21 protein-coding genes are annotated in these 22099 nt (G+C 73.2%); 9 read left to right on the top strand and 12 right to left on the bottom strand.

Features of this window, described 5'->3' with window-relative positions:
- Position 1: 1 nt before the first annotated feature.
- Both ACGFI1_RS14035 and ACGFI1_RS14030 read left to right on the top strand, forming a co-directional pair.
- Positions 2-379 (top strand): DUF742 domain-containing protein, encoded by a 378-nt coding sequence (locus tag ACGFI1_RS14035; RefSeq protein WP_138635379.1) that lies wholly within the window; start codon positions 2-4, stop codon positions 377-379.
- Positions 360-962, top strand: a complete 603-nt coding sequence (locus ACGFI1_RS14030; protein WP_138635380.1) for a GTP-binding protein — start codon at positions 360-362, stop codon at positions 960-962. The genes ACGFI1_RS14035 and ACGFI1_RS14030 overlap by 20 nt, the downstream gene beginning before the upstream one ends.
- Before the next feature lie 9 nt (positions 963-971).
- Here the strand turns inward: ACGFI1_RS14030 and ACGFI1_RS14025 are convergent, their stop codons facing one another.
- Positions 972-1562, bottom strand: a complete 591-nt coding sequence (locus ACGFI1_RS14025) for a TetR/AcrR family transcriptional regulator (protein WP_392785459.1) — start codon at positions 1560-1562, stop codon at positions 972-974.
- An 85-nt stretch (positions 1563-1647) separates the two neighbouring features.
- Here ACGFI1_RS14025 and ACGFI1_RS14020 point away from each other — a divergent pair, with 85 nt between their 5' ends.
- Positions 1648-2790 carry an acyl-CoA dehydrogenase family protein gene (locus ACGFI1_RS14020; RefSeq protein ID WP_392785457.1) on the top strand — a complete coding sequence of 381 codons (1143 nt, stop codon included), beginning with the start codon at positions 1648-1650 and terminating at the stop codon, positions 2788-2790.
- A gap of 60 nt (positions 2791-2850) precedes the next feature.
- Here ACGFI1_RS14020 and boxB read toward each other — a convergent pair whose 3' ends face one another.
- From boxB to ACGFI1_RS14005, 3 genes are all read right to left on the bottom strand, one after another.
- The gene (gene boxB, locus ACGFI1_RS14015) at positions 2851-4266 is read right to left on the bottom strand and encodes a benzoyl-CoA 2,3-epoxidase subunit BoxB (RefSeq protein ID WP_392785455.1); all 1416 of its coding nucleotides are present in this window, start codon (positions 4264-4266) and stop codon (positions 2851-2853) included.
- A 4-nt stretch (positions 4267-4270) separates the two neighbouring features.
- Positions 4271-5914, bottom strand: coding sequence for a 2,3-epoxybenzoyl-CoA dihydrolase (gene boxC, locus ACGFI1_RS14010; protein WP_386869183.1), 1644 nt, complete (start codon positions 5912-5914; stop codon positions 4271-4273).
- Positions 5915-6108: 194 nt separating this feature from the next.
- Entirely contained in the window at positions 6109-7725 is a 1617-nt protein-coding gene (locus ACGFI1_RS14005) for a benzoate-CoA ligase family protein (RefSeq protein WP_392785452.1), read from the bottom strand.
- A 182-nt stretch (positions 7726-7907) separates the two neighbouring features.
- Here ACGFI1_RS14005 and ACGFI1_RS14000 point away from each other — a divergent pair, with 182 nt between their 5' ends.
- Positions 7908-8768, top strand: coding sequence for a PaaX family transcriptional regulator (locus ACGFI1_RS14000; protein WP_386869187.1), 861 nt, complete (start codon positions 7908-7910; stop codon positions 8766-8768).
- A 24-nt stretch (positions 8769-8792) separates the two neighbouring features.
- Here ACGFI1_RS14000 and ACGFI1_RS13995 read toward each other — a convergent pair whose 3' ends face one another.
- Entirely contained in the window at positions 8793-9209 is a 417-nt protein-coding gene (locus ACGFI1_RS13995) for a PaaI family thioesterase (protein WP_392785450.1), read from the bottom strand.
- A 200-nt stretch (positions 9210-9409) separates the two neighbouring features.
- On the opposite strand from ACGFI1_RS13995, the gene ACGFI1_RS13990 reads away from it, so the two are divergent.
- The 3 genes from ACGFI1_RS13990 (at position 9410) to ACGFI1_RS13980 (ending at position 13493) form a co-directional block, all read left to right on the top strand.
- Entirely contained in the window at positions 9410-10240 is an 831-nt protein-coding gene (locus tag ACGFI1_RS13990; protein ID WP_301176828.1) for a 4Fe-4S dicluster domain-containing protein, read from the top strand.
- A complete protein-coding gene (gene nrfD, locus ACGFI1_RS13985; RefSeq protein WP_392785448.1) occupies positions 10237-11283 on the top strand; it encodes an NrfD/PsrC family molybdoenzyme membrane anchor subunit in 1047 nt (348 codons plus the stop codon). The genes ACGFI1_RS13990 and nrfD overlap by 4 nt, the downstream gene beginning before the upstream one ends.
- Positions 11284-11567: 284 nt before the next feature.
- Positions 11568-13493, top strand: coding sequence for a carbohydrate-binding module family 20 domain-containing protein (locus ACGFI1_RS13980; protein ID WP_392785446.1), 1926 nt, complete (start codon positions 11568-11570; stop codon positions 13491-13493).
- Positions 13494-13570: 77 nt separating this feature from the next.
- On the opposite strand, the gene ACGFI1_RS13975 is transcribed toward ACGFI1_RS13980, so the two are convergent.
- Positions 13571-14161: a DoxX family protein gene (locus ACGFI1_RS13975; protein ID WP_392785444.1), complete on the bottom strand. Its 591-nt coding sequence runs from the start codon at positions 14159-14161 to the stop codon at positions 13571-13573.
- A gap of 383 nt (positions 14162-14544) precedes the next feature.
- Between ACGFI1_RS13975 and ACGFI1_RS13970 the strand changes: the two genes are divergently transcribed.
- Both ACGFI1_RS13970 and qcrB read left to right on the top strand, forming a co-directional pair.
- Positions 14545-15189, top strand: coding sequence for a hypothetical protein (locus ACGFI1_RS13970; RefSeq protein WP_138640001.1), 645 nt, complete (start codon positions 14545-14547; stop codon positions 15187-15189).
- A 138-nt stretch (positions 15190-15327) separates the two neighbouring features.
- The gene (gene qcrB, locus ACGFI1_RS13965; protein WP_392785545.1) at positions 15328-16995 is read left to right on the top strand and encodes a cytochrome bc1 complex cytochrome b subunit; all 1668 of its coding nucleotides are present in this window, start codon (positions 15328-15330) and stop codon (positions 16993-16995) included.
- A gap of 22 nt (positions 16996-17017) precedes the next feature.
- On the opposite strand, the gene ACGFI1_RS13960 is transcribed toward qcrB, so the two are convergent.
- The 6 genes from ACGFI1_RS13960 to ACGFI1_RS13935 all read right to left on the bottom strand — a co-directional run bounded on the left by ACGFI1_RS13960 (position 17018) and on the right by ACGFI1_RS13935 (position 21986).
- Positions 17018-17620 (bottom strand): TetR/AcrR family transcriptional regulator, encoded by a 603-nt coding sequence (locus tag ACGFI1_RS13960; RefSeq protein WP_392785441.1) that lies wholly within the window; start codon positions 17618-17620, stop codon positions 17018-17020.
- A gap of 48 nt (positions 17621-17668) precedes the next feature.
- Entirely contained in the window at positions 17669-18373 is a 705-nt protein-coding gene (locus tag ACGFI1_RS13955) for a Crp/Fnr family transcriptional regulator (RefSeq protein WP_240808346.1), read from the bottom strand.
- 163 nt (positions 18374-18536) lie between these two features.
- Positions 18537-19325 (bottom strand): DUF427 domain-containing protein, encoded by a 789-nt coding sequence (locus ACGFI1_RS13950; RefSeq protein WP_392785440.1) that lies wholly within the window; start codon positions 19323-19325, stop codon positions 18537-18539.
- A 41-nt stretch (positions 19326-19366) separates the two neighbouring features.
- The gene (locus ACGFI1_RS13945; RefSeq protein WP_392785438.1) at positions 19367-20695 is read right to left on the bottom strand and encodes an erythromycin esterase family protein; all 1329 of its coding nucleotides are present in this window, start codon (positions 20693-20695) and stop codon (positions 19367-19369) included.
- The gene (locus ACGFI1_RS13940; RefSeq protein WP_138640003.1) at positions 20692-20889 is read right to left on the bottom strand and encodes a hypothetical protein; all 198 of its coding nucleotides are present in this window, start codon (positions 20887-20889) and stop codon (positions 20692-20694) included. Before ACGFI1_RS13940 ends, ACGFI1_RS13945 begins: the two co-directional genes overlap by 4 nt.
- A 113-nt stretch (positions 20890-21002) precedes the next feature.
- Complete coding sequence (locus ACGFI1_RS13935) at positions 21003-21986, bottom strand: AraC-like ligand-binding domain-containing protein (protein ID WP_387076325.1); 984 nt, start codon at positions 21984-21986, stop codon at positions 21003-21005.
- Between the last annotated feature and the right edge of the window lie 113 nt (positions 21987-22099).

Here is a 22099-nt window from a genome sequence, read left to right as displayed (position 1 = left end):
CGTGGAGACGCCGAGAGAGCGCTGGATCGGCCGGGACGCCGGCCCGGTCGTCCGGCCGTACGCGGTGACCCGCGGGCGCACCCGCCCGCGCGGGCTCGTCGTCGACCTGGTGACGATCCTGGTCGCGACCGGCCGCACCCCGGGTGACCGGGTGTGGCTGTCCCGCGAGCAGCGGCGGCTGCTGGAGCTGTGCCGGCGGCCGTCGACGCCGGCCGACCTGGCCTCGGAGACCGACCTTCCGTTCCGGGTCGTGCAGATCCTGCTGGAGGACCTGCACCAGTACGGCCTGATCGAGGAGGTCCCGCAGGCGGCGGAACCGTCCGAACGCCCCGACCCCCGCATCCTGATGAGAGTCCTCGATGAACTTCGCCGCCTCTGACCCGTCCGCGACGCCGTACGCGCCGGCCGACGACGTCCCCATGCACACGCTGAAGGTGCTGGTGGCCGGGGGCTTCGGCGTCGGCAAGACGACGCTGGTCGGCGCGGTGAGCGAGATCCGCCCGCTGCGCACCGAGGAGACCCTCACCGACGCCTCGATCGGGGTGGACGACCTCGGCGGCGTCGAGGGCAAGACCACCACGACCGTCGCGATGGACTTCGGCCGGCTGACGTTCTCCGGCGGCGTCCGGCTGTACCTGTTCGGGACGCCCGGCCAGGAGCGGTTCTGGTTCATGTGGGACCAGATCGCCTACGGCGCCGTCGGCGCGATCGTCCTGGTCGACACCCGCCGGCTGTCGTCGAGCTTCGCCTCGATCGACTTCTTCGAGCAGCGGGAGATCCCGTTCGTGGTCGCCGCGAACCAGTTCGACGGCGCCCGCCGCTACGCCGTCGAGGAGATCCGCGACGCCCTCGACGTCGACCCGGACGTGCCCGTCCTGATGTGCGACGTGCGGAGCCGGGAGGTGGCGCGCGGCGTGCTGGTCGCCCTCGTGGAGCACGCGCTCCAGACGGCGCGGCGCTAGCCGGCGGCGCTACTCGGGGCCGGCGCCGGACGGCCGCATCCGGGCGACGATCAGCGAGGCCAGCGCGGCGTAGGCGGCGGAGTCGTCCAGACCGGTCTGCGCCTTGATCTCGCCGCGGTGGATGGACTCCATCACCTGCCCCGCGACGACGCCGACGAAGTCCGCGTCGGCGCCGGGCATCCGCCCGTCGGCCTCCCGGACGAGCCCCCGCACCCGGCGGACCGCGAACCCGGTGTTCTGCTTGTAGATCTCCCGTGCGGGCGCGAACGCGTCCAGGTCGGCGAAGAACGCGGGCGACGCCGGGGCCAGCTCCCGCGAGATCGCCCGCAGGTAGGCGCCGACCCGCTCGCGCGGATCGGCGGCCGGGTCGAGCGCGGCCTCCACCCGCTCGGTCGCCCGCCGGAAGAACGCGCGCACCACGGCGACGATGATCTGCTCCCGGCTCGCCGCGACCGCGTACAGCGTGCTCTTGGAGCAGCGCAGCAGCGCGGCGAGGTCGGCGACGCTCAGCTCGGCGAACCCGCGGTCGAGGAAGACGTCCATGAGCCGCCCGATCAGCGCCTCCCGCCGCCGCGCCGCCCGGGTGACCCGCTCGTCCATGCGGGAGACGCTACCAAAGGGCAGTACCGAAACGGGTTCGCCGGTACCGGTCTTGGTACTCTGGAGCGGCCGAAAGGAGTCGCCCATGCCCGCCACCCGGCACCTGCCGAACCCCGAGTCCGCGGACCTGATCGCGCTGACCCGCGAGATCGCGACCAAGGAGCTGGCCCCGAACGCCGCCGACGCGGAGCGCACCGAGACGTTCCCGCGCGAGGTGTTCGCGACGCTCGGCCGGGCCGGGCTGCTCACCCTCCCCTACCCGGAGGAGTTCGGCGGCGGCGCCCAGCCGTACGAGGTCTACCTCCAGGTGCTGGAGGAGATCGGCGCGGTGTGGGCGAGCGTCGGCGTCGGCGTCAGCGTCCACGCCCTCTCCTGCTTCCCCCTGTTCGCCTACGGCACCGACGAGCAGCGCGCGGAGTGGCTGCCCGGCATGCTGTCGGGCGAGCAGCTCGGCGCGTACTGCCTCTCCGAGGCGCACGCCGGCTCCGACCCCGCCGCGATGCGCGCGAAGGCCGTCCGGGACGGCGACTCCTACGTCCTCAACGGCGCCAAGGCGTGGACGACCCACGGCGGCGAGGCCGACTTCTACACGGTCATGGCCCGCACCGCCGACACCGGCTCCCGCGGCATCTCCTGCTTCCACGTCCCCGCCGGCACCCCGGGCCTGGAGTTCGACGAGCCCGAGGACAAGATGGGCCTGATGGGCTCCACCACGGCGACCGTCCGCCTGGTGGACGCCCGCGTCCCGGCCGCGAACCTGATCGGCCACGAGGGCCAGGGCCTGTCCATCGCCCTCGCCGGCCTCGACGCGGGCCGCCTCGGCATCGCCGCCGTCGCCACGGGCCTGTCCCAGGGCGCGCTGGACACCGCCGTCGCCTACGCCAAGGAGCGCGAGGCGTTCGGCAAGGCCATCATCGACCACCAGGGCCTGGCGTTCGTCCTCGCCGACATGGCCGCCGCCGTCGAGTCGGCCCGCGCCACCTACCTGTCCGCCGCCCGCCTCAAGGACGCCGGCCTCCCCTACGGCCGCGAGGCGTCCATCGCCAAGCTGGTCGCCACCGACAACGCGATGAAGGTGACGACCGACGCCGTCCAGGTCCTCGGCGGCGCCGGCTACACCCGCGACTTCCCGGTGGAGCGCTACATGCGCGAGGCCAAGGTCATGCAGATCTTCGAGGGCACGAACCAGATCCAGCGCCTGGTCATCTCCCGCCACCTCGCCCGCTGACATCGGACGGGCCGGCCCAGGACGGGCGCGCGGCGGCGTCGCGTTCGTGAACGGCGCGTCCTAGAGGCGGACGTACTCGTAGTTGAAGGGCTTGCCGTTGATGCCGTTGCGGGGCGGGGCGATCCAGGCGGCGATCTTGCCGCGCTCGTGGACGGGCCGCATCAGCGACCGGACATGGGTCTTGTCGACCTCCGTCGGCAGCCAGGCGCCCTTGCGCCGCTCCCACTCCTCGGCGGGGACGACCTCGCCGTCCGGGGTGGCCTCGATGCCGGCGAACGCGCCGACCTTGCGGTTGAACGCGACGCTCGGCAGGTAGAGGCGCTGCGGCAGGCCCGCGTCCGCCAGGATGCGGTTCCACCGGTTGACGCCGCTCTGGCAGTCGGAGATGTACTCGCGGCGCAGGTCGGTGTTCAGGCCGGTGAGGGCGGCGACCTCGGTCTGCCCGACGGCGCCGTCCACCAGGGCGTCCACGAGGGCGGCGTCGTCGGTGAGGCGGTGGTCGTCCTTGCGGCGGCCCTCCATCCAGCGGCCCTTGAGCCCGGCCGTGTAGTAGTTGGCGACGTTGCTGGACGTCTCGGACCCGAACAAGTCGAGCGACACCGAGTAGTGGAAGTTCAGGTACTTCTGGACGACGTCGAGCGAGATCGCGCCGTGCGCCGTGACGTCGTCGGTGTCGTGCTCCTTCATCAGCTGGACGGTCCGCTCCACGACGCGGTCGATGCCCGTGGTGCCGACCATCATGTGGTGGGCCTCCTCCTTGAGCATGAACTCGCAGGTCCGCGACAGCGGGTCGAAGCCCGACTCCTTCAGCGTGCCGAGCTGGAACTTGCCGTCCCGGTCGGTGAAGTAGGTGAACATGAAGAACGACAGCCAGTCGGGGGTCTCCTCGTTGAACGCGCCGAGGATGCGCGGCGACTCCTCGCTGCCGGAGTTGCGGTGCAGCAGCTCCTCGGCCTCCTCGCGGCCCTCGCGTCCGAAGTAGGCGTGCAGGAGGTAGACCATCGCCCACAGGTGGCGGCCCTCCTCCACGTTCACCTGGAAGAGGTTGCGCAGGTCGTACAGGCTCGGCGCGGTCGCCCCGAGGTTGCGCTGCTGCTCCACGGACGCGGGCTCGGTGTCGCCCTGGATGACGATGAGGCGCTGCAGGTCCGCGCGGTACTCGCCGGGGACCTTCTGCCAGGCGGGCTCGCCCTTGTGCGCGCCGAAGCCGATGCGCCGGTCGCCGTCCCGCTCGGCGAGGAAGATGCCCCAGCGGTAGTCCTTCATGGCGACGTGCCCGAAGTGCGCCCAGCCTTCGCGGCCGACGTTCACGGCGGTCCGCAGGTAGACGTCCTGGGTGGGCAGGGTCGGGCCCATCGACTCCCACCAGTTCAGGAAGTCGGGCTGCCACGACTCCAGCGCCCGCTGGAGGCGCCGGTCCTCATGCAGGCCGACGTTGTTGGGGATCTTCTCGCCGTAGTCGGCCGTGGTCGGCATGGGGTCAGACTCGCTTTCGGTCGAAGTCGGCGCGGCGGCCGGTGCCGTAGCGGCGCAGCGCGCCGTCGGGTCCGGACGCGTTCGGGCGGGTGAAGATCCAGTTCTGCCAGGCGGTGAGCCGTCCGAAGATCTTGGTCTCCAGGGTCTCCGGGCCGGGGAAGCGGTAGTTGGCCTCCAGCCCGGTCAGCGCGTCGGGGCTGAAGCCGGCCCGCTCCTCGATCGCGATGCGGACCTCCTCGTCCCAGTCGATGTCGTCGGGCGCGAAGGTGGCCAGGCCGAGGCGCTCGGCGTCGGCGGCCTCCAGGGGCTTGCCCGCGGCGTCGCGGACGGCGGCGAGGGTCTCCTCGTCGCCGAGCAGCCGGGTCTCCAGGCGGGTGAGGCCGTTGGCCATCGGCAGCGGGCCGAGGTTCATCGCGGCCACGGTGACCGCGGCCGGGTCGGCGTCCGGGTCGACGTCCTCGAAGACGCCGTCGAGGTGGTAGGTGCGGTCGGCCGCGAGCGCGACCTCCAGCAGCGAGCCCGCGAAGCACGACCCCGGCTCGACCAGGGCGATGAGGCTGCGGCTGGTGACGTCGAGGCGCTTCAGGGTCCGCTTGAGGTAGAGGACGATCTCGTTGGCGAGCCAGTCGCCGGCGTTGTCGAGCAGCAGCCGGTCGTGCGCGAGGACGTGCTCGGCGTCGCCGCGCGTGCGGAGCACCCAGGTGCCGAGTTCGAGCTCGTTGGTGCGCAGGTCGAGGATCAGGTCGTCCAGCTCGCGGGTCATGGCGAGCGTCCAGAAGTCCTCCCGGTGGAAGCCGCCGTCCGGGGGCGCCTCCGGACCGGCGATGGTGATCTCGACGGTGCCGGCGTCGCGGTCGAGCGCCGCCGTCACGTGCCGGTAGGAGATCGAGGTGTCGGTGCGCTCCTTGGCGAGCGGCACCAGCGCGACGCCCTCGGCATCGGCGGGACGGGACGAGCGCGCCGCCAGCTCCCGCGCGCGCTCGGCGACCGTCGCGTCCCAGGCCGTGCGCGGTACGGCCTCGTCCACCAGCCGCCACGCCACCGCCTTCTTGCCGCCGAGCCCCTCGGCCTTGGTGGAGAAGTAGTCGGCGCGGTCGCGGCGGACGTGCCGCTTGTCCGACACCCGGGTCAGGCCGCCGGTGCCGGGCAGGACGCCGAGCAGCGGCAGCTCCGGCAGCGACACCGCCGAGGACCGGTCGTCCACCAGCATGATGTGCTCGCAGGCGAGGGCGAGCTCGTAGCCGCCGCCGGACGCGGTGCCGTTGAGCGCCGCGAGGTAGGTCTGCCCCGAGTGTTCCGTCGCGTCCTCGATCCCGTTGCGGGTCTCGTTGGTGAACTTGCAGAAGTTCACCTTCCAGGAGTGCGGCGACGCGGCCAGCATCCGGATGTTGGCGCCCGCGCAGAAGACCTTCTCCTTGCCGCTGGTGATCACCACGGTGCGGACGCCGGGGTGCTCGAACCGGAGCCGCTGGACGGCGTCGTACAACTCGATGTCCACGCCGAGGTCGTAGGAGTTGAGCTTCAACTCGTAGCCGGGAACCAGGCCGCCCCGCTCGTCCACCGCCATGGTGAGCGTGGCGACCGGCCCGTCGACGTCCAGGCGCCAGTGCCGGTAGCGGGCCGGGTCCGTCCGGAACTCGACGTGCATGCGCGCTCCTCCGCTCTGTCCGTACCCACATGCTCCACAGAACACGGTCAGTACGTCAAGAGTTTGTAGCACATGGACGGACCCGTCACCCCCGGGTCACCCCAGGGCCGAGGAGAACCAGAGACCGGCCGCGGCGCCGACCAGCCCGCCCAACCGCACGGCGGACGCCTCCGCACCGTGACTCCGGGCCGGGGCTAGTCGGCGGCCAGCAGGGCGGCGGCCAGGTCCCGGACGGCGAAGCGGCGGAGCTTGCCGGTGGGGGTGGTCGGCAGCTTGTCCACGACCAGCACCTCGCGGGGGCGCTTGAACGAGGCGAGCCCGGCCCGGCAGAAGCCGATCAGCTCCGCCGGCTCGGCGACGGCCCCCTCCTTGAGGACGACCGCGGCGACCGGCTTGTCCAGGCCGTCGGCGTCCGGCAGCCCCACGACCGCGGCCATCGCCACCGCCGGGTGCTCCAGCAGCCGCGCCTCGACCTCGGCGGGCGACACCCAGATCCCGCCGGCCTTGAGCATGTCGCCGGTCCGGCCGAGGCAGGTGTAGTAGCCGTCCTCGTCCACCACGTAGGTGTCGCCGGTGCGCAGCCACTCCCCCTGGAACACCTTGCGGGTGGTGTCGGTGCGGCACCAGTAGCCCGTCGCGATCGACTCGCCCTTCACCAGCAGCGAACCGGGCGTGCCCGGCCGCACGTCGGCCCCGTCGTCGTCCACGACCCGCAGCTCGTACCCGGGGACGGCGGTGCCCGTCGTGCCCGGCCGCACCTGGCCCGGGCGGTTCGACAGGAAGATGTGCAGGCACTCCGTCGAGCCGATCCCGTCGATGATCTCCACCCCGTACCGGGCGGTGAAGCGGCGGCACAGCTCGGCGGGCAGCGGCTCGCCCGCCGACACCGCCAGCCGCACGGACGCGAACGCCTCCACCGGCACGTCCGCGTTCAGGATCGCGGCGAAGAAGGTCGGGACGGCGAAGAACAGCGTCGGGCGGTACTCGGCCAGCCGCTCCGCGACGGACGCGGGCGTCGGCCGGTCGGGGTCCAGGATCGCGGTGGCGCCGACCGCGAGCGGGAAGAACAGCGAGTTGCCGATCCCGTAGGCGAAGAACAGCTTGGCGACCGAGTAGCAGCGGTCCTCGGGCGTGATGCCGAGGACCTGGCGGCCGTAGGTCTCCACGACGTGCCGGATGTTGGCGTGCCGGTGCATCGCGCCTTTCGGTTTGCCGGTCGTCCCGGACGTGTAGAGCCACAGCGCGCTGGAGTCGTCCGAGGTCGCGTAGGGGGTCGCGTCGGGCTCGGGCGGTTCGCCGCCGCGCTCGCGGCCGTCCCGGACCAGCGCGTCGAAGGTGGTCACCCGCACGCCGGGCGGCGCCTGGAGCGCGGCGCCGCCCTCCACCGCCACGTGCCGCACGCCCGGCGCCAGCGCGAGCGCCGCCTCCGCCGTCACCGCGAACGCGTCGCTGACCAGCAGCACCCTGGCCCGCGCGTCGTTGAGCAGCGCGGCCAGCTCGCCGCCCGTCAGCATCGTCGACACCGGCACCGGGACGGCGCCGAGCCGCATCGCGCCGAGGATCGCGGCGGCCATGAGCGGCCCGTCCGCCATGAACAGCACCACGCGCTCCTCGCCGCGCAGCCCCCGGCTCGCCAGCCCGGCCGCGACGTGCCCGGCGAGCTCCGCCAGTTCCGCGTAGGCGAGGTCGCCCCCGGGCCCGGTGAGCGCCGTCCGGCCGGCGGTGTCGGCCCGTCCGGCCGCCTGGAGGAGGTAGTCGGATGCGTTGAACGTGTCGGACGCGGCCGGTGCGGTCGCCGTTTCAGCGGTCATCGGGGTCTCCAGTCGCCGGGAACCGTGGCACTTATGCTCTACATGGATGAAACGCCAGTCAATAGACTTGTGGAATGAGGCTCGGGTCGCGCGGACCGCGCACGAGGCGCGCGGCGGTGGCGCGATACTGGACAGCGTTCCATGGACCGCCGCGCCCCTGAAGGGCTCAGAAGGAGAAGCACATGGCCCGATCCGGCGGGGACGCGGCGCCGCCCCGGCCCGAGTTCCGGCGCCGGCGCGAGCTGGGCGCGGCGAGCGCCCGGTCGCTGCTGCTGACCGTGCTCGGCGAGTTCGTCCTGCCCGGCGGCGAAGCGGTCTGGACGGCGACGTTCCTGCGCGCGCTCGGGCTGCTCGGCGTGGAGGAGAAGGCCGTCCGGCAGGCGCTCGCGCGCAGCGCCGCCGAGGGCTGGCTCGCCGGGGAGCGGCGCGGCCGCCGCACCGCCTGGCGGCTCACCCCGGCCGGCGAGCGGCTGCTGACCGACGGCACCGAGCGGATCTACGGGTTCGGCGGCCCGGTCGGCCCGTGGGACGGGCGGTGGCTGCTGGTCCTCGCGACCGTCCCGGAGACCAGCCGGCGGCTCCGGCACCTGCTGCGCACCCGGCTCGCCTGGAGCGGGCTCGGCAACCTGTCCCCCGGCGTGTGGGTGAGCCCGCACCCCGGCCGCGAGCCCGAGGTGCGCGGCGTCCTCGCCGAGATCGGCGTCGCCGACACCTCCACGCTGTTCACCGGCGGCCTCGGCGACCTGGCCGAGGCGCGCCGCGTGGCCCGCCAGGCGTGGGACCTCGACGAGATCGAGCTCGCCTACGAGGACTTTCTCGACGCCGTCCGCGCGCTGCGCCCCGCCGACGAGCCGGGCACGTTCGCCGCGCACACGAGGCTCGTCCAGGAGTGGCGCCGGTTCCCGTTCCTCGACCCGGCCCTTCCGGCGGAGCTGCTGCCGGACGACTGGAGCGGCTCGCAGGCGTTCGCGCTGTTCCACGAGCGCCACGACGCCTGGCGTCCCGCCGCCGACCGGCAGTGGAAGGCGATGTCCGGCGAGTGAGCGGAGTCCCGCCGGGCGGCCGGGCTAAGCCGGCGGGGCGGGCTGGGCGGGCGGGGAGAGCCGCAGCAGGTTCACGGTGCCCTCGGCGACGACGCGGTCGCGCTCGTCGCTGATCGTCGACTGCCAGGTGACGTGGTCGCCGACCCGGTCGACCGGGCGGGCGCGGGCCGTCAGCCGCCCGGCGCGCACGGCGCGGATGAACCGCGTGTGGTTGCTGACCCCGACCACCTGCTGGTCGAGCCCGACGGTGAGGGCCGCGCCGATGCTGCACACCGTCTCGGTGATCGCGCAGTACACGCCGCCGTGCACGATCCCGTACGCCTGCATGAGCTTGTCGGTGACCTCCAGCTCGGCCACGACCCCCTGCTCGGACGCCTCGGTCACCAGCAGCCCGAGCGTCTGGTCCAGCGGGCCGGCGTAACCGGTGAACTCAGCGGTCATCCCCTGACGCTATCGATGCGCCGAAATCCGCGTCAACGGGCGGGAGAGGTGTGTAGGAGCCGCCTCGCCGGGAAGTCGGAGAAGGGTCGGCGGCACGGATGGGAGGGCCTGGGATGAGCGGCTTGGTGGGACGGAACCTGCTCGCCGGAGCCGAGCCGCACGTCGCGGCCGACGCGGGCTACACCGACCCGCCGCCCCGGATGGGCTTCTTCACCGACACGTCCGTGTGCATCGGCTGCAAGGCGTGCGAGGTGGCCTGCAAGGAGTGGAACTCCGTGCCCGAGGACGGCCTGGAGTTCACCGGCATGTCCTACGACAACACCCAGCAGCTCGGCGCCGACACCTGGCGGCACGTCGCGTTCATCGAGCAGAGCAAGCCGATGGGGCGGGCCGAACCGGGCACCGACCACGGCGGCTCCCCGGGCGCCGCGTCGGACGGGACCGGCACGGACATGCGCTGGCTGATGGCGTCCGACGTGTGCAAGCACTGCACGCACGCCGCATGCCTGGACGTCTGCCCGACCGGTTCGCTGTTCCGCACGGAGTTCGGCACGGTCGTCGTCCAGGAGGACATCTGCAACGGCTGCGGCTACTGCGTCCCCGCCTGCCCGTACGGCGTCATCGACCAGCGCAAGGAGGACGGGCGGGTCTGGAAGTGCACGCTGTGCTACGACCGGATCGGCGGCGGGCTGGAGCCGGCCTGCGCGAAGGCGTGCCCGACCGACTCGATCCAGTACGGGCCGCTGGACGAGCTGCGCGAGCGGGCCGCGCTGCGGGTCGAGCAGCTGCACGACATCGGTGTGGAGGACGCCCGCCTCTACGGCCACGACCCGGACGACGGCGTCGGCGGCGACGGCGCGTTCTTCCTGCTGCTGGACGAACCGGAGGTGTACGGGCTGCCGCCGGACCCGGTCGTCACCACGCGCGACATGCCCTCCATGTGGCGGCACGCCGGGGTGGCCGCCGCCGCCATGCTCGGCGGCCTCGCCGCCGTCTTCGCCGCGCACGGCCGCGAGGGAGGAGCACGATGAGCGAGTCGGAGGTGCGCAAGGACGGCGTGCACGGCGCGCGGCCGGACCGGGAGGCGCTGGTCGGCAAGGGCCTGCCGGGCGGGGGCGGCGGCGGGCGCAGGCGGCGCGGCCGGCGCGGCGAGACGGCGATGGTGCCGGAGGCCGAGTTCTCCTCCTACTACGGCAGGCCGATTCTGAAGCCGCCGACCTGGAAGGCGTACGACGTGGCCGCCTACCTGTTCCTCGGCGGGCTCGCCGGCGCCGGGTCGGTGCTGGCCGCGGGCGCGCAGCTCACCGGGCGCCCGGCCGCGGCGCGGGCCCTGAAGATCTCCTCGCTGGCCGCCATCACCGGGTCCACGGCGGCGCTCATCCACGACCTCGGGCGGCCCGAGCGGTTCGCCAACATGCTGCGGGTCATGAAGCCGACGTCGCCGATGAGCATGGGCTCCTGGATCCTGGCCGGCTACGGACCCGCCGCGGGCGCCGCCGCCGTCCTCGACGCGACCGGCAGGTTCCCGCGCCTCGGCGCCGCCGCCACCGCCGCGGCCGCCGCGCTCGGCCCGGCCGTCACCACCTACACCGCCGTGCTGATCGCCGACACCGCGGTGCCGGCCTGGCACGAGGGGCGGCGGGAGCTGCCGTTCGTGTTCGCCGGGTCGGCGACGTCCGCCGCGGCCGGCATGGCGCTGGCCGTGGCACCCGTCCGCGAGACCGGGCCGATGCGCACCGCTGCGCTGATCGGCGGCGCCCTGGAACTGGCCGCGGCGAAGACGATCGAGCGCCGCGCCGGACTGGCCGCCGAACCGTACAAGGTGGGCAAGGCCGGCCGGTTCATGCGCGCAGGCGAGATCCTGTCGGCCGCGGGCACCGCCGGAGCCGTCCTGCTCGGCGGGCGCAGCCGCGCGGCGGCGGCGCTCAGCGGGACGGCACTGCTGGCGGGCTCGGCCTGCACGCGCTTCGGCATCTTCCACGCGGGCATGCAGTCGGCGCGGGACCCCAAGTACACCGTGATCCCCCAGCGCGAACGCGTGAACGCACGCGAGGCGGAGTCGCAGCACACCTGACACCTGCCGTGCTCATACCTGCAGTGCTGACACCTGCAGTGCTGACACCTGCAGTGCTGACACCTGCAGTGCTGACACCTGCAGTGCTGACACCTGCAGTGCCGGCAGTCGCCATGCGGGCATCTGCCGTGCGCGACCCTGCCATCTTTCTGCAAGTCAATTGAAATCTTGCGCAAGCTCTTGACCTGACTGCAAGAAGAGAGCATTCTCGGCTTGCTCGCGGACGGCCGTCCCCCACCCCCTCAGGCGCCCGCCGAGGCGCCTCGTGTCAGGAGTTCGCCGCCATGCAACGCGCACTCGCCCCACGCCCGCCCACACGACACCCGCGCCTACCCCGCGGCCGGTCCCTGCTCGCCGCCGGTGCGCTCGTCCTCGGCGGGCTGGCGCCCGCCGCCGCCCTGCTCCCCGACTCCGTGCTCCCCCGCTCAGAGGCCCGCGCCGCCGCCGCGCTCAACGCGAGCGACGTCACCGCCAACCTCTGGGAATGGAACTGGCCGTCGGTCGCGGCGGCCTGCACCGGCCACCTCGGTCCCGCCGGGTACGGGGCCGTCCAGGTCGCGCCGCCCGCCGAATCGGTCAGCCTCGCCAGTACGAGCGACGGCGCGCACCCGTGGTGGGAGGTGTACCAGCCCGTCTCCTACGGCCTGACCGGCCGGCTCGGCACCCGCGCCCAGTTCGCCGCGATGGTCGCGGCCTGCCACGGCGCGGGCGTCCGCGTATACGTGGACGCGGTCATCAACCACATGGCGGGCCACAACAACACGGTCAGCACCACCTACGGCGGATCGTCGTTCGATCCCGCTGGCTTCTCCTACCCGGCCGTCCCGTACGGGTACGGCGACTTCCACCACGCGAACGACGGGTACTGCAACGACGACGACGCGGGCATCGACGACTGGAACGACACGTCCGAGGTGCAGAACTGCGAACTGGTGTCGCTGTCGGACCTCAAGACGCAGTCGGCCTACGTCCGCGACAAGATCACCGGATATCTCAACGACCTGATCGGGCTCGGCGTGGACGGGTTCCGGATCGACGCCGCCAAGCACATCGCGCAGAGCGACTTCGCCGCCATCAAGGGCGCGCTAAGGACAACGACCGCCGAGGGCAGGGCGCCCTACATCGCTCAGGAGGTCGTCCCGGGGGCGACCACCGACGCGCTGAAGCCGTCCGCGTTCACCCAGAACGGCGACGTGCTCGGCTTCTCCTACGCGCGGGGGCTGAAGACCCAGTTCCAGAACGGCACGCTGGCGAACCTGGCGGGCATCCCGTCGTGGTCGCTGGACGCGAGCGGCGACCGCACATTCACGATGATCACCAACCATGACACCGAGCGGGACGGGTCGACGCTCAGTTACAAGAACGGCGCCGACTACGTGCTGGCCAACTACTTCCTGCTGGCCTACCCGTACGGGAGGCCGTCGCTGTACGACGGGTTCGCGTGGTCGTCGGCCGGGCAGTCGCCGCCGGCCGACTCCCGCGGCTTCGTCACGGACGCCTCCTGCTCGGGCGGCTGGCAGTGCCTCACGCAGTCGACCGGGATGAAGGGCATGGTCGCCTGGCACAACGCGACCGCGTCCGCCACGGTGGTCTCCGACTTCACCGCCACCGCCGGCGGCGTCATCGGGTTCCGGCGCGGCGACCGGGGCTGGGTCGGGCTCAACGACACCGCGAGCCCGTCCACCGCCTCCTACCGGACCGGGCTCGCGGACGGCGTCTACTGCGACGTCATCACCGGCGGCGCCTCACCGGTCACCGGGGACGGCTGCGCGGGGACGGCGGTGCCGGTGTCGGGCGGCACCGCGACGGTGACCGTCCCCGCGCACGGCGCGGTCGCGATCCACGCGGACGCCAAGACGGGCGCCACCCCCACCGCCACACCCACCGCCACGCCCACAGCCACACCCACCACGACGCCCGCGACCGTGTCGGACGCGTTCAACGTCTACGCCACCACCACATGGGGGACGAGCGTCTACATCGTCGGCGACATCCCGGCGCTCGGCTCCTGGGACACCTCCAAGGCCGTCAAGCTCTCCCCCGACCGGTACCCGACCTGGAGCGGGACGGTGTCGCTGCCGACCGGTACGAGGATCGAGTACAAGTACATCAAGAAGACCGACGCGGGCGCCGTCACCTGGGAGAACGGCGCGAACCGCAGCTACACGACGGGGACGTCCCCGCACATCGCGAACGACACCTGGAGATAGCCGCCCCCGCGGCGCGCGGCCGGCCTCCTCGTATGCGGAGGCCGGCCGCGCCCAACTCACCGCCGGCTCACCGCCCGCTACTCCGCGGCGCCTTCTCCCGCAGGCTCCCCGACCGACGCCCCATCCGACTCCCCATCCGACTCCCCGGCCGGCTCCTTGGCCGGGCGCCAGAAGACCGCCAGCAGCAGCGCGGCGCCGATGCCGCCGGCGAGCGCGGTGACCGCCAGGCCCGTCCAGCCGGACAGGTCGCCGTCGACGCCGAGCGCGCGGTCCAGGGACACGGCGCCGCCGCCGAGCGCGCCGGCCGCGCACGCCACCATGATGATCATCAGGACGTACTCGTAGCCCTGCCCGGGCCGGAAGATGAAGAAGCCGTTGCGCAGGTGCGCGGTGATGAACGCGACCGCCATCGTGCCGACCGCCCCGGCCGCGGCCAGCGGCGTGAGCAGGCCGAGGATCAGCAGGATCCCGGCGCCCAGCTCGGTGCCGGTCGCCATCAGCGCGTGCAGGCGGCCCGGCCGCAGCCCCATCGACTCGAACCAGCCCGCCGTGCCCTCGATCTTCCCGCCGCCGAACGCGTGGTTCCAGCCGTGCGCGAGCAGGGTGCCGCCCACGGAGACCCGCAGCACCAGCGCCGCGATATCGCCACCAACCGCCTCAACAGCCATTTATGGCCCTTCCCTCCGCCGTTCCCGCACCGTACGGACGATCTGCGCTTTACGCGTACCGGTGCCAACCCTCCGGACGGCCTTCCTCATCCCGTCCGCATCTCGCCCCAGGTCAGCCGGTCCACCATGTCGGCACCCATCAGTACAGGCCCCGAACTCCCGAAGGGAAGCCCCAGGAGATTCGGAAACGCCGGGAGCCCGGCTCCGGCGGCCCTCCGCTCACCGCCGTCCGCACCGCATAGATCGGCCGGCGTGGGGCACGTCACAAGGGTCAGACTCCAGATCACGTCACGTTCGGAGGCGTCCCGCGCGTCTATCTGTGCGACGGCCGGCTGTGGGACGGCCGTCCGCGACGGCACCGGTGCGGAGGTCGAGGAGGCGGCATGGAAGGCGTGGCCAGGAAGTACGACCTGACGATGCTGTACGCCGTGGACGACGCGTTCCGCCGTGACGCGGCCCGCCTGGAGGCCGCGCCGGGGCCGAACGGGGCGGCCGTCGCGAACAGCTGGTCGCTGTTCGCCCACCACTGGCAGCTCCAGGACAACGCGGAGAAGCGCGCCCTCTGGACGGTGATGTACGCCAAGGACGCGGGCGTCCGCTCTCCTGGCCGGCTCGGGCGCGTCAGCGCCGTCCTCGACGACCTGGCGCTGCGGACGCTGCGGGTCGTCCCGCTGATCGACGGCCTGGACGCCGCGCTGGAGCACCATGACCTCCGCACGTTCACGCAGTGCGCGCGCGACCTCCGCACGCGGCTCGGCGCCCTGCTGGACTTCAAGGAGTCCGACGTCCTGCCGCTGATCCAGGAGACCCTGACGCCCTACGAGTGGGGCACCTACGACGTCGAACTGCGCCGCGAGCTGGGCGTCCGGGGGCTCGGCACGTTCCTGCCCTGGCTGCTGGACGGCGCCCCCGACGCCACCCGCCGCGCGGTGCTGCGCCTGCTGCCGCCGCCGATCCGGCTCGCCTACCGGACCACCTGGCGGCCCCGCTACCAGCGGCGCACCCACCTGGCCGTGCCCGCCTGCTGACCTCCGGGCGGAGCGCCCCGGTCGACACCGGCGCGCTGTGACGCGGTGCACATCCCGGGATGTCACATCCGCCATCAAATCCCCGTCTTATTCGCAGATGCGGAACATCCGCGAATGTGCGACGGAGGGATGCTCACGATGGCGGGGACGACGAGGCCCCAGGCCCGGGGCAGGGCAGTGGACCGCTCGGCGCGAGCCCTGGACGATCGGCTCGGCACCACCGGCTTCGCGCGCAGGGCGCTGCGCAAGGCGTTTCCGGACCACTGGAGCTTCCTGCTCGGCGAGATCGCGATGTACTCGTTCGTGATCATCCTGCTCACCGGGGTCTACCTGACGCTGTTCTACAAGCCGAGCATGCAGGAGGTCGTCTACAACGGCTCCTACACGAAGCTGCGCGGCGTCGAGATGAGCGAGGCGTACGCGTCGACGCTCAACATCAGCTTCGACGTGCGGGGCGGGCTGCTCGTCCGGCAGCTGCACCACTGGTCGACGCTGCTGTTCATGGCCGCGATCCTCGTGCACATGCTGCGGAACTTCTTCACGGGGGCGTTCCGCAAGCCGCGCGAGCTGAACTGGCTGATCGGCGTCCTCATGCTCGTGCTCGTCATGTTCAACGGGCTGTTCGGCTACACGCTGCCGGACGACCTGCTGTCGGGCACCGGCCTGCGCATCCTGGAGGGCGTCACCGCCTCCATCCCGCTCGTCGGGTCGTACACGGTGATGTTCCTGTTCGGCGGGGAGTTCCCCGGGACCGACATCATCCCCCGCCTGTACGTCATCCACATCCTGCTGATCCCGGGCCTGCTCGCGGCGCTCATCCCGCTGCACGCCATCGTGCTGACCTGGCGGCAGACGCACACGCAGTTCCCCGGCAAGGGCAGCTCCAACGGCACCGTCCACGGCTACCCGTTCTTCCCGGTGTTCATCGCCAAGACCACCGCGTTCTTCCTGTGGCTGCTGGGCGTGACGACGCTGCTGGCGGCGTTCGTCCAGATCAACCCGATCTGGCTGTTCGGCCCGTACGATCCGGGCGCGATCAGCTCCGGCTCGCAGCCCGACTGGTACATGGGCTGGCTGGAGGGCGCGCTGCGGATCATGCCGTCGTGGGAGATCACCCTCTGGGGCCACACCGTGGCGCTCAGCGTGCTCGTTCCCGCGCTCGTGGTGCCGGGGGTGCTGTTCACGGGCCTCGCCGCCTACCCGTTCCTGGAACGCTGGGTGACCGGCGACGACCGGATCCACCACCTGCTGGACCGGCCGCGCGACGTCCCGCCGCGGACCGGCATCGGCGTCGCCGGGGTCGTCTTCTACGGGACGCTGTGGCTCGCGGGCGGCAACGACGTCCTCGCCGACCGGTTCCACGTCTCGCTGTTCTGGACGACCTGGTTCTTCCGCGGCCTGATCATCCTGGGCCCGGTGCTGGCCTACATCATCACCTACCGGATCTGCGTCGGCCTGCAGCGCCGCGACCTCGGCCTGGCCCGGCACGGGCTGGAGACCGGCATCATCCGGCGGTCGGTGGAGGGCGGGTACAGCGAGGTGGAGCGGCCGATGCCGGACGAGGCGATCGCCGCGATCACCGATCCGCGCCCGGCGGTGGCCGTCGACCTGGACGTCCCGCCGCCGGTGGACGGGATCGACAGCCCGCGCGGCCGCACCTCGCGGGGCCGGCTGCGCGCCGCGCTCAACCGCCGGTTCAGGGCCGACCTGGCCGTCGTCCCCGAACGCCGTCCCGAGCTGAACGCAGGCAACGGCGACGGCGATGGCGACCGGCGGGCCGTCGACGAAGCCGCCTCGCGGCACTGATACCGGCGCGGCGGGGCCGCGCTCAGGGACGGAAGAGGTGCGCTATCACGGGCGCGGCGGCGGCCACCGGGTCGTCGCCGAGCTCGGGCGGCAGCGCGCCGCTCAGCCACAGGTGCGCGAAGCCGTGCACGATGGACCAGGCCGCGATGCCCCGCGTCCGGTCGTCCCCGTCCCCGGGCGCGGCGCCCTGTGCCCCGTCCTGTTCGCCGTCCTGTTCTCCGCCATGTGCGGTGCCCCGGACGCTCGCTGCGAGCACCCGGCCCGCCCGGTCGCGGGCGGCGGTCACCTCCGGGTCGCCGGCGCGGTAGAGGCCGGGGCTGAACATCACCTCGAAGTGCGCCCGGTGCTCGACGGCGAAGCGGACGTAGGCCAGCCCGACCGCGTGCAGGTCGTCGCCGGCCGCTTCGAGGGCGTCCGCGAACAGCGCGTACCCCTCGGCGGCGACGGCGGTCAGCAGGCCCGTCTTGTCGCCGAAGTGGTGCGCGGGCGCGGCGTGCGACACCCCCGCGCGGCGGGCCAGCTCGCGCAGGCTCCACCCGGCCGGGCCCGACTCGGCGATCGCCGCGACGGCGGCGGCCATGACCGTCCGCCGCAGATCCCCGTGGTGGTACCCGTCGCCGCTCACGCCGGAGATCCTAGAGCGCGCGCCCCCACCGGCCCCGATTGCCCCGCGTCAGTCTTCTTCTTTGGCGAACTCGCGGAGCCCGGGCAGGTCGACCACGGTGATCTTGCGCCAGCCGGTGCGGATCAGGCCCTGGCGGCGCAGGCCGTTGAGGGCGCGCGCGACGGTCTCCCGGGACGCGTCCATCCAACTGCCGAGCTCCTCCTGCGACAGCGGCGGGCCGATCTCGATCGACCCGTCCGGCGCGGGCGGGGCGTGGTGGGCCGACAGCTCCGCGAGATGCGTCAGCAGCGCGGCGAGGCGCTGCGGACCGCGGCTCGCGACGTGCGCGGTGAGGCGCCGGTCGGAGTCGTCCATCCGCTGCACGAAGGTGCCGGTGACCAGCATCCACACGTCCGGGTGCTCGTCGAGGAAGCCGGTGAAGCGGGCGGCGGGCACCACCAGCGCGCGGATCGGCGACAGCGCGGTGACGGTCGCGGCGCGCGGCCGGCCGCCCAGCACCGCGCTCTCGGCGATGAGGTCGCCGGGGCCGCGGACGGCCAGCACCACGTCGTGGCCGTCGGCCGTGGACGAGGTGACCTTCGCCCAGCCGCGCTCGATGACGATCACATGGTCGGACTCGTCGCCCTGGTAGACCAGCGGCGCCTTCACCGGGTACTGCCGGGGACGCGCGGCGTCGCGCAGGGCCGTCCGCTGCGCGGGGTTGAGCGCGGCCCAGAAACCCGGCCGCGGGGAGGACGCCCCGTACCCTGCCAACAGCCCGTCTCCTTGCCTGCCGCGCACTCGCTCGCCGCCGTGCCCGTCTTCCGCGGCGCCTGCCCCGGTCACTGCCCACGGTCAATGGCACTGTAAACCGGACGGCGGCGCCTTGGGCACCGCGAGAACCCGGAAGCGCGCTCCGCGCGCGGCCGCGGGGCCGTCAGGCGCCCGGCGGCGGCTGGGACTCGATCGTCAGGGCCTCGTGGTCGAAGCTCAGATAGCCCGCGATCTTGACGGCGTCCTCCAGCGGCTCGTCGTACGACCAGGCGGCGTCCTCGGCGCCCTCCAGCGACCAGTACGTCGTCTCTCCCTTGTACGGGCAGACGGTCCGCTTCCGGCTCCTGGTCAGCAGGTCGCGGCGGACGTCGTCGGCCGGGATGTAGTACCGGTTCGGCAGCCCGGTCTCCGACAGGACGATCGGGTGCTCGGTCTCCGCGACGACCTCCCCGTCCCGCAGCACCCGCACGTGGCGGCGCGCGCGCCGCGCGTCGACCCGGTGGAAGGGGTCGCGCAGATGCCCGTGGACCTCCTCGTCCTCGTCGTACCAGGCGTCCATCGGCTCCCAGTAGAAGGCCATCAGCCCGCGCAGCCACGGCGTCTCGTCGTTCGGCTCCGGATAGGCCCACACCGCGTTCTCGGCCTCGCGCTCGCCGGCCCGGATCGTCCAGTACACGGCGTCGCCCTTGAACGGGCAGTACGTGGTGTGGTCGGTCTTCACCAGCAGGTCGGTCCGCACGTCCTCCTCTGGGACATAGAGCACCGGCAGCAGGCCGGTCTCGTGCAGGAACTCGCCGCGCTCGGTGTCGAGGACGATCTCCCCCGCGAACCAGGCGTGGACGCGGCGCGGGAACCGGTGCATGAACAGCCGGTGCTTCGGCCCGTCGATGGTGAAGTTGACCTCGTCGCCGGGCGAACCCGCGAGCGGTCCCGGCCGCATCGTCAAGGACATGGACGACTCCTCGTGCTCGGTCGGCTCGGACTGGCGCCGGCTCAGACCCCCGTCGGCATCGTCTCCAGTTCACCACGGTGCGCCGCCTCCGGGTGCAGCGGCTGGAGCGCGGAGGTGATCCGGAACCAGCAGAGCGCGTCGTAGCGGTCGGCGAGCCGGGTCGGGACGTACTGGCGCGGGTCGCGGTCCGGGTCGTACACGACGCCGATCGCGCGGTGCCCGAGCGTCCGGGTGAGGAACGGCGGCTTGTCCGGTTCGGGCGGCACGATGAACATGCCGCGGTGCAGTTCCGAGCCGGCCAGGGCGTCCTCGAGCGACCCGTGCGCCGGCGGCGGGACGTGCATGACCTCCATCGGGCCGCCCCAGCGCGGCGAGGCGACGACCTCGCCGGGCCCGCCCGCGAAGCCGACCACCACGACGTCGTCCCGGCCGTGCCGCTCCCGGGCCAGCTGGCCGAGGTTGACCATCCCGGCGCCCGCCATGTCCGTCGCCCGCGCGTCGCCGACATGGGTGTTGTGCGCCCACACGACGGCCTTGCCCTCGCCGCGCCGCGCCTCGTGGAACTCCAGGAGCCGGTCGAGGGTGTCGGCCATGTGGACGTCCCGGACGTTCCACGACTCCGGCCCGCCGCCGATCATGGCGCGGTAGTACCGCTCGGCGCCCGCCGCCACCTCGGCGTTCTGCCGGGCGTCGAACTCCGCCGCCGGGTCGCCGCCCCCCGCCGTCCCGGCGGGCGCGCGCAGCCGCGTCAGCAGCGCCAGGACCTCGTCGGCGCACCCTTCCGGGACGAGCGCGGTGTTCCAGCCGTAGGCCTGCGGGTCCTCGCCGTGCGGTTCGAAGCAGCGGTACGCCTCCAGCGCCGTGCCGAGGTACTCGGGGCGGTGCTCGGCCAGGTGGTCGACGACGGCCCGGAGCGACTCCCACAGGCTGTAGACGTCCAGGCCGTAGAACCCGGCGCGGTCGTCCGGCGGCAGGTCCGCGTTGTGGTCGCGCAGCCACCGGCAGAACTTGGCGGTCTCCTCGTTGGCCCACATCCACGTCGGCCAGCGCTCGTAGGCGTCCAGGACGTCGCGCGGGTCGGCGGGCGCGCCCGGGGCCAGCGTCACGCTGCGGCCGACCCGGCGGCAGTCCGGGTAGTCGCCTTCGACCGCGACGAAGGAGAACCCGCGCTCGGAGACCAGCCGCCTGGTCAGCGCGGCCCGCCACGCGTAGTACTCGTGCGTGCCGTGGCTGGCCTCGCCGATCAGCACGCAGCGCGCGTCCCCGATCCGGTCCATGAGCGGATCGAGGTCCTCCTCGTACTCCAGCGGCAGCACGGCCCCGAGCACGTCTCCGGCGTCGGCCGCGTCGTGGTTCATCGCGGGGCTCACCGCGCTCCCCTCCGCTCCCCCTTCGGACCCGCGCCGCGCTCGCTGGCGCGGCGGGGCCGGTGGTGCTCGTCCAGCTGCAGCTCCCGGTTGGCGCGCTCGCCCGCCTCGCGGTCGCTGGCGATCCCCTGGTCCTCCATCTCCTTGCGGAGCCTGCGGCGCTCGGCGTCGTACTTGTGGCTTCCGGGTCGTGGCATCGCGACGGTCCCCCTGTCCCCCGTTTCTCGTCGTCACTCCCCGCGTTCCCCCGATCCCGGAATCAATGCAGACAAACGGGGCATTTTGCCGAGCAGGACCGCTCGCCGCAGCGCTAGTCGTCGCGCTGCAGGCCGGTGGCGCGCGCCCGGTAGGCGCTCGGGGTCTCGCCGTAGGCGGCGCGGAACGCGCGGCTGAACGCGGCGGCGTCCGGGAGGCCCCAGCGGTTCGCGATCGCGCCGATCCGCTGCGTGCCGAGGAACGGGTCGCCCAGCTCGCGGCGGCAGTTCTCCAGCCGCCGGGCGCGGACGTAGCGGGCGACGGTCGTCCCGGCCGGCCGGAACACCCGGTACAGCTGCCGGACCGAGACGTGGTGCGCCGCGGCGATCGCGGCCGGGGACAGCGCCGGGTCGTGCAGCCGCGCCTCGATCCACTCCTGGATCGCGCGCAGCATCTCCGCGCTCTCCGGGGACGCGGCGGGCGGCGCCCCCAGCCACTCGCCGGCCGCGCCGGTGACCAGCTCGACGATCGCGCCGCCGAGGTGGTGGGCGTAGGGCTCCTCTCCGGCGCCGGCGGCGACCGCCTCCTCGGCACTCTCCTCGGCGAGGGCGCCGAGGAAGGACGAGGCCAGCCGCCCGGTCCGGCCGGCGCCGCCGAGCAGCGTGCCGCCGAACGCGGCCAGCCGCTCCGGCGGCAGCGGGACGGCGCTGTGCGGGATCACGACGGTGAAGATCCGGTGGGCGCCGAACACGATCTCCACCGGGCGGGTCAGGTCGTAGAACACCACGTCCCCGACCCCCACCTCGGCGCAGCGGCCGTTCTGCCGCAGCACGCACGAGCCGCGCAGGACGAGGCCGAGCTTGTAGCACTCGCGGGTGTCGCGGGCGATCTGCCGGGCGCCGCGGCGCACCGCGTGCGCGGGCGCGTCCACGTCGCCGGCCTCGACCGGGCCGAGCGAGCGGGCGGACAGCCGGGCGGCGAAGCCGCCGGGCCGCGCGGGCCGGACGTGGAACGGCCCGAAGGCGGAGCTGACCAGGTGCCGCCAGTAGTCGGCCTGGTCGCGGGCAGGGAGGTCCGAGGTGTCAACGAGCGTGGGCATGACGCTCCTCCGGTCGGCGGGCGGGGGTCTCGGACGCCACCCGCCAGGCTTCTACGCCCCGTCAGGAAGGTCAATGAGCGAGTCAGCACGACGCTCGCGGCGGGCTTTGGCAC

This window comes from Actinomadura geliboluensis (assembly GCF_043197915.1).
In the GTDB taxonomy this organism is placed as follows: Bacteria; Actinomycetota; Actinomycetes; order Streptosporangiales; family Streptosporangiaceae; genus Spirillospora; species Spirillospora geliboluensis.
The sequence above is the reverse complement of the archived record's forward strand: the minus strand, read 5'-3'. Positions and strand labels throughout refer to the sequence as shown.

Bases quoted from the DNA above. Each gene is read 5' to 3' on its own strand.
- ACGFI1_RS14030 (WP_138635380.1), top strand. From the start codon at position 360: ATGAACTTCGCCGCCTCTGACCCGTCCGCGACGCCGTACGCGCCGGCC.
- ACGFI1_RS14025 (WP_392785459.1), bottom strand. From the start codon at position 1,562: ATGGACGAGCGGGTCACCCGGGCGGCGCGGCGGCGGGAGGCGCTGATC.
- ACGFI1_RS14020 (WP_392785457.1), top strand. From the start codon at position 1,648: ATGCCCGCCACCCGGCACCTGCCGAACCCCGAGTCCGCGGACCTGATC.
- boxB (WP_392785455.1), bottom strand. From the start codon at position 4,266: ATGCCGACCACGGCCGACTACGGCGAGAAGATCCCCAACAACGTCGGC.
- boxC (WP_386869183.1), bottom strand. From the start codon at position 5,914: ATGCACGTCGAGTTCCGGACGGACCCGGCCCGCTACCGGCACTGGCGC.
- ACGFI1_RS14005 (WP_392785452.1), bottom strand. From the start codon at position 7,725: ATGACCGCTGAAACGGCGACCGCACCGGCCGCGTCCGACACGTTCAAC.
- ACGFI1_RS14000 (WP_386869187.1), top strand. From the start codon at position 7,908: ATGGCCCGATCCGGCGGGGACGCGGCGCCGCCCCGGCCCGAGTTCCGG.
- ACGFI1_RS13995 (WP_392785450.1), bottom strand. From the start codon at position 9,209: ATGACCGCTGAGTTCACCGGTTACGCCGGCCCGCTGGACCAGACGCTC.
- ACGFI1_RS13990 (WP_301176828.1), top strand. From the start codon at position 9,410: ATGGGCTTCTTCACCGACACGTCCGTGTGCATCGGCTGCAAGGCGTGC.
- nrfD (WP_392785448.1), top strand. From the start codon at position 10,237: ATGAGCGAGTCGGAGGTGCGCAAGGACGGCGTGCACGGCGCGCGGCCG.
- ACGFI1_RS13980 (WP_392785446.1), top strand. From the start codon at position 11,568: ATGCAACGCGCACTCGCCCCACGCCCGCCCACACGACACCCGCGCCTA.
- ACGFI1_RS13975 (WP_392785444.1), bottom strand. From the start codon at position 14,161: ATGGCTGTTGAGGCGGTTGGTGGCGATATCGCGGCGCTGGTGCTGCGG.
- ACGFI1_RS13970 (WP_138640001.1), top strand. From the start codon at position 14,545: ATGGAAGGCGTGGCCAGGAAGTACGACCTGACGATGCTGTACGCCGTG.
- qcrB (WP_392785545.1), top strand. From the start codon at position 15,328: ATGGCGGGGACGACGAGGCCCCAGGCCCGGGGCAGGGCAGTGGACCGC.
- ACGFI1_RS13950 (WP_392785440.1), bottom strand. From the start codon at position 19,325: ATGTCCTTGACGATGCGGCCGGGACCGCTCGCGGGTTCGCCCGGCGAC.
- ACGFI1_RS13940 (WP_138640003.1), bottom strand. From the start codon at position 20,889: ATGCCACGACCCGGAAGCCACAAGTACGACGCCGAGCGCCGCAGGCTC.
- ACGFI1_RS13935 (WP_387076325.1), bottom strand. From the start codon at position 21,986: ATGCCCACGCTCGTTGACACCTCGGACCTCCCTGCCCGCGACCAGGCC.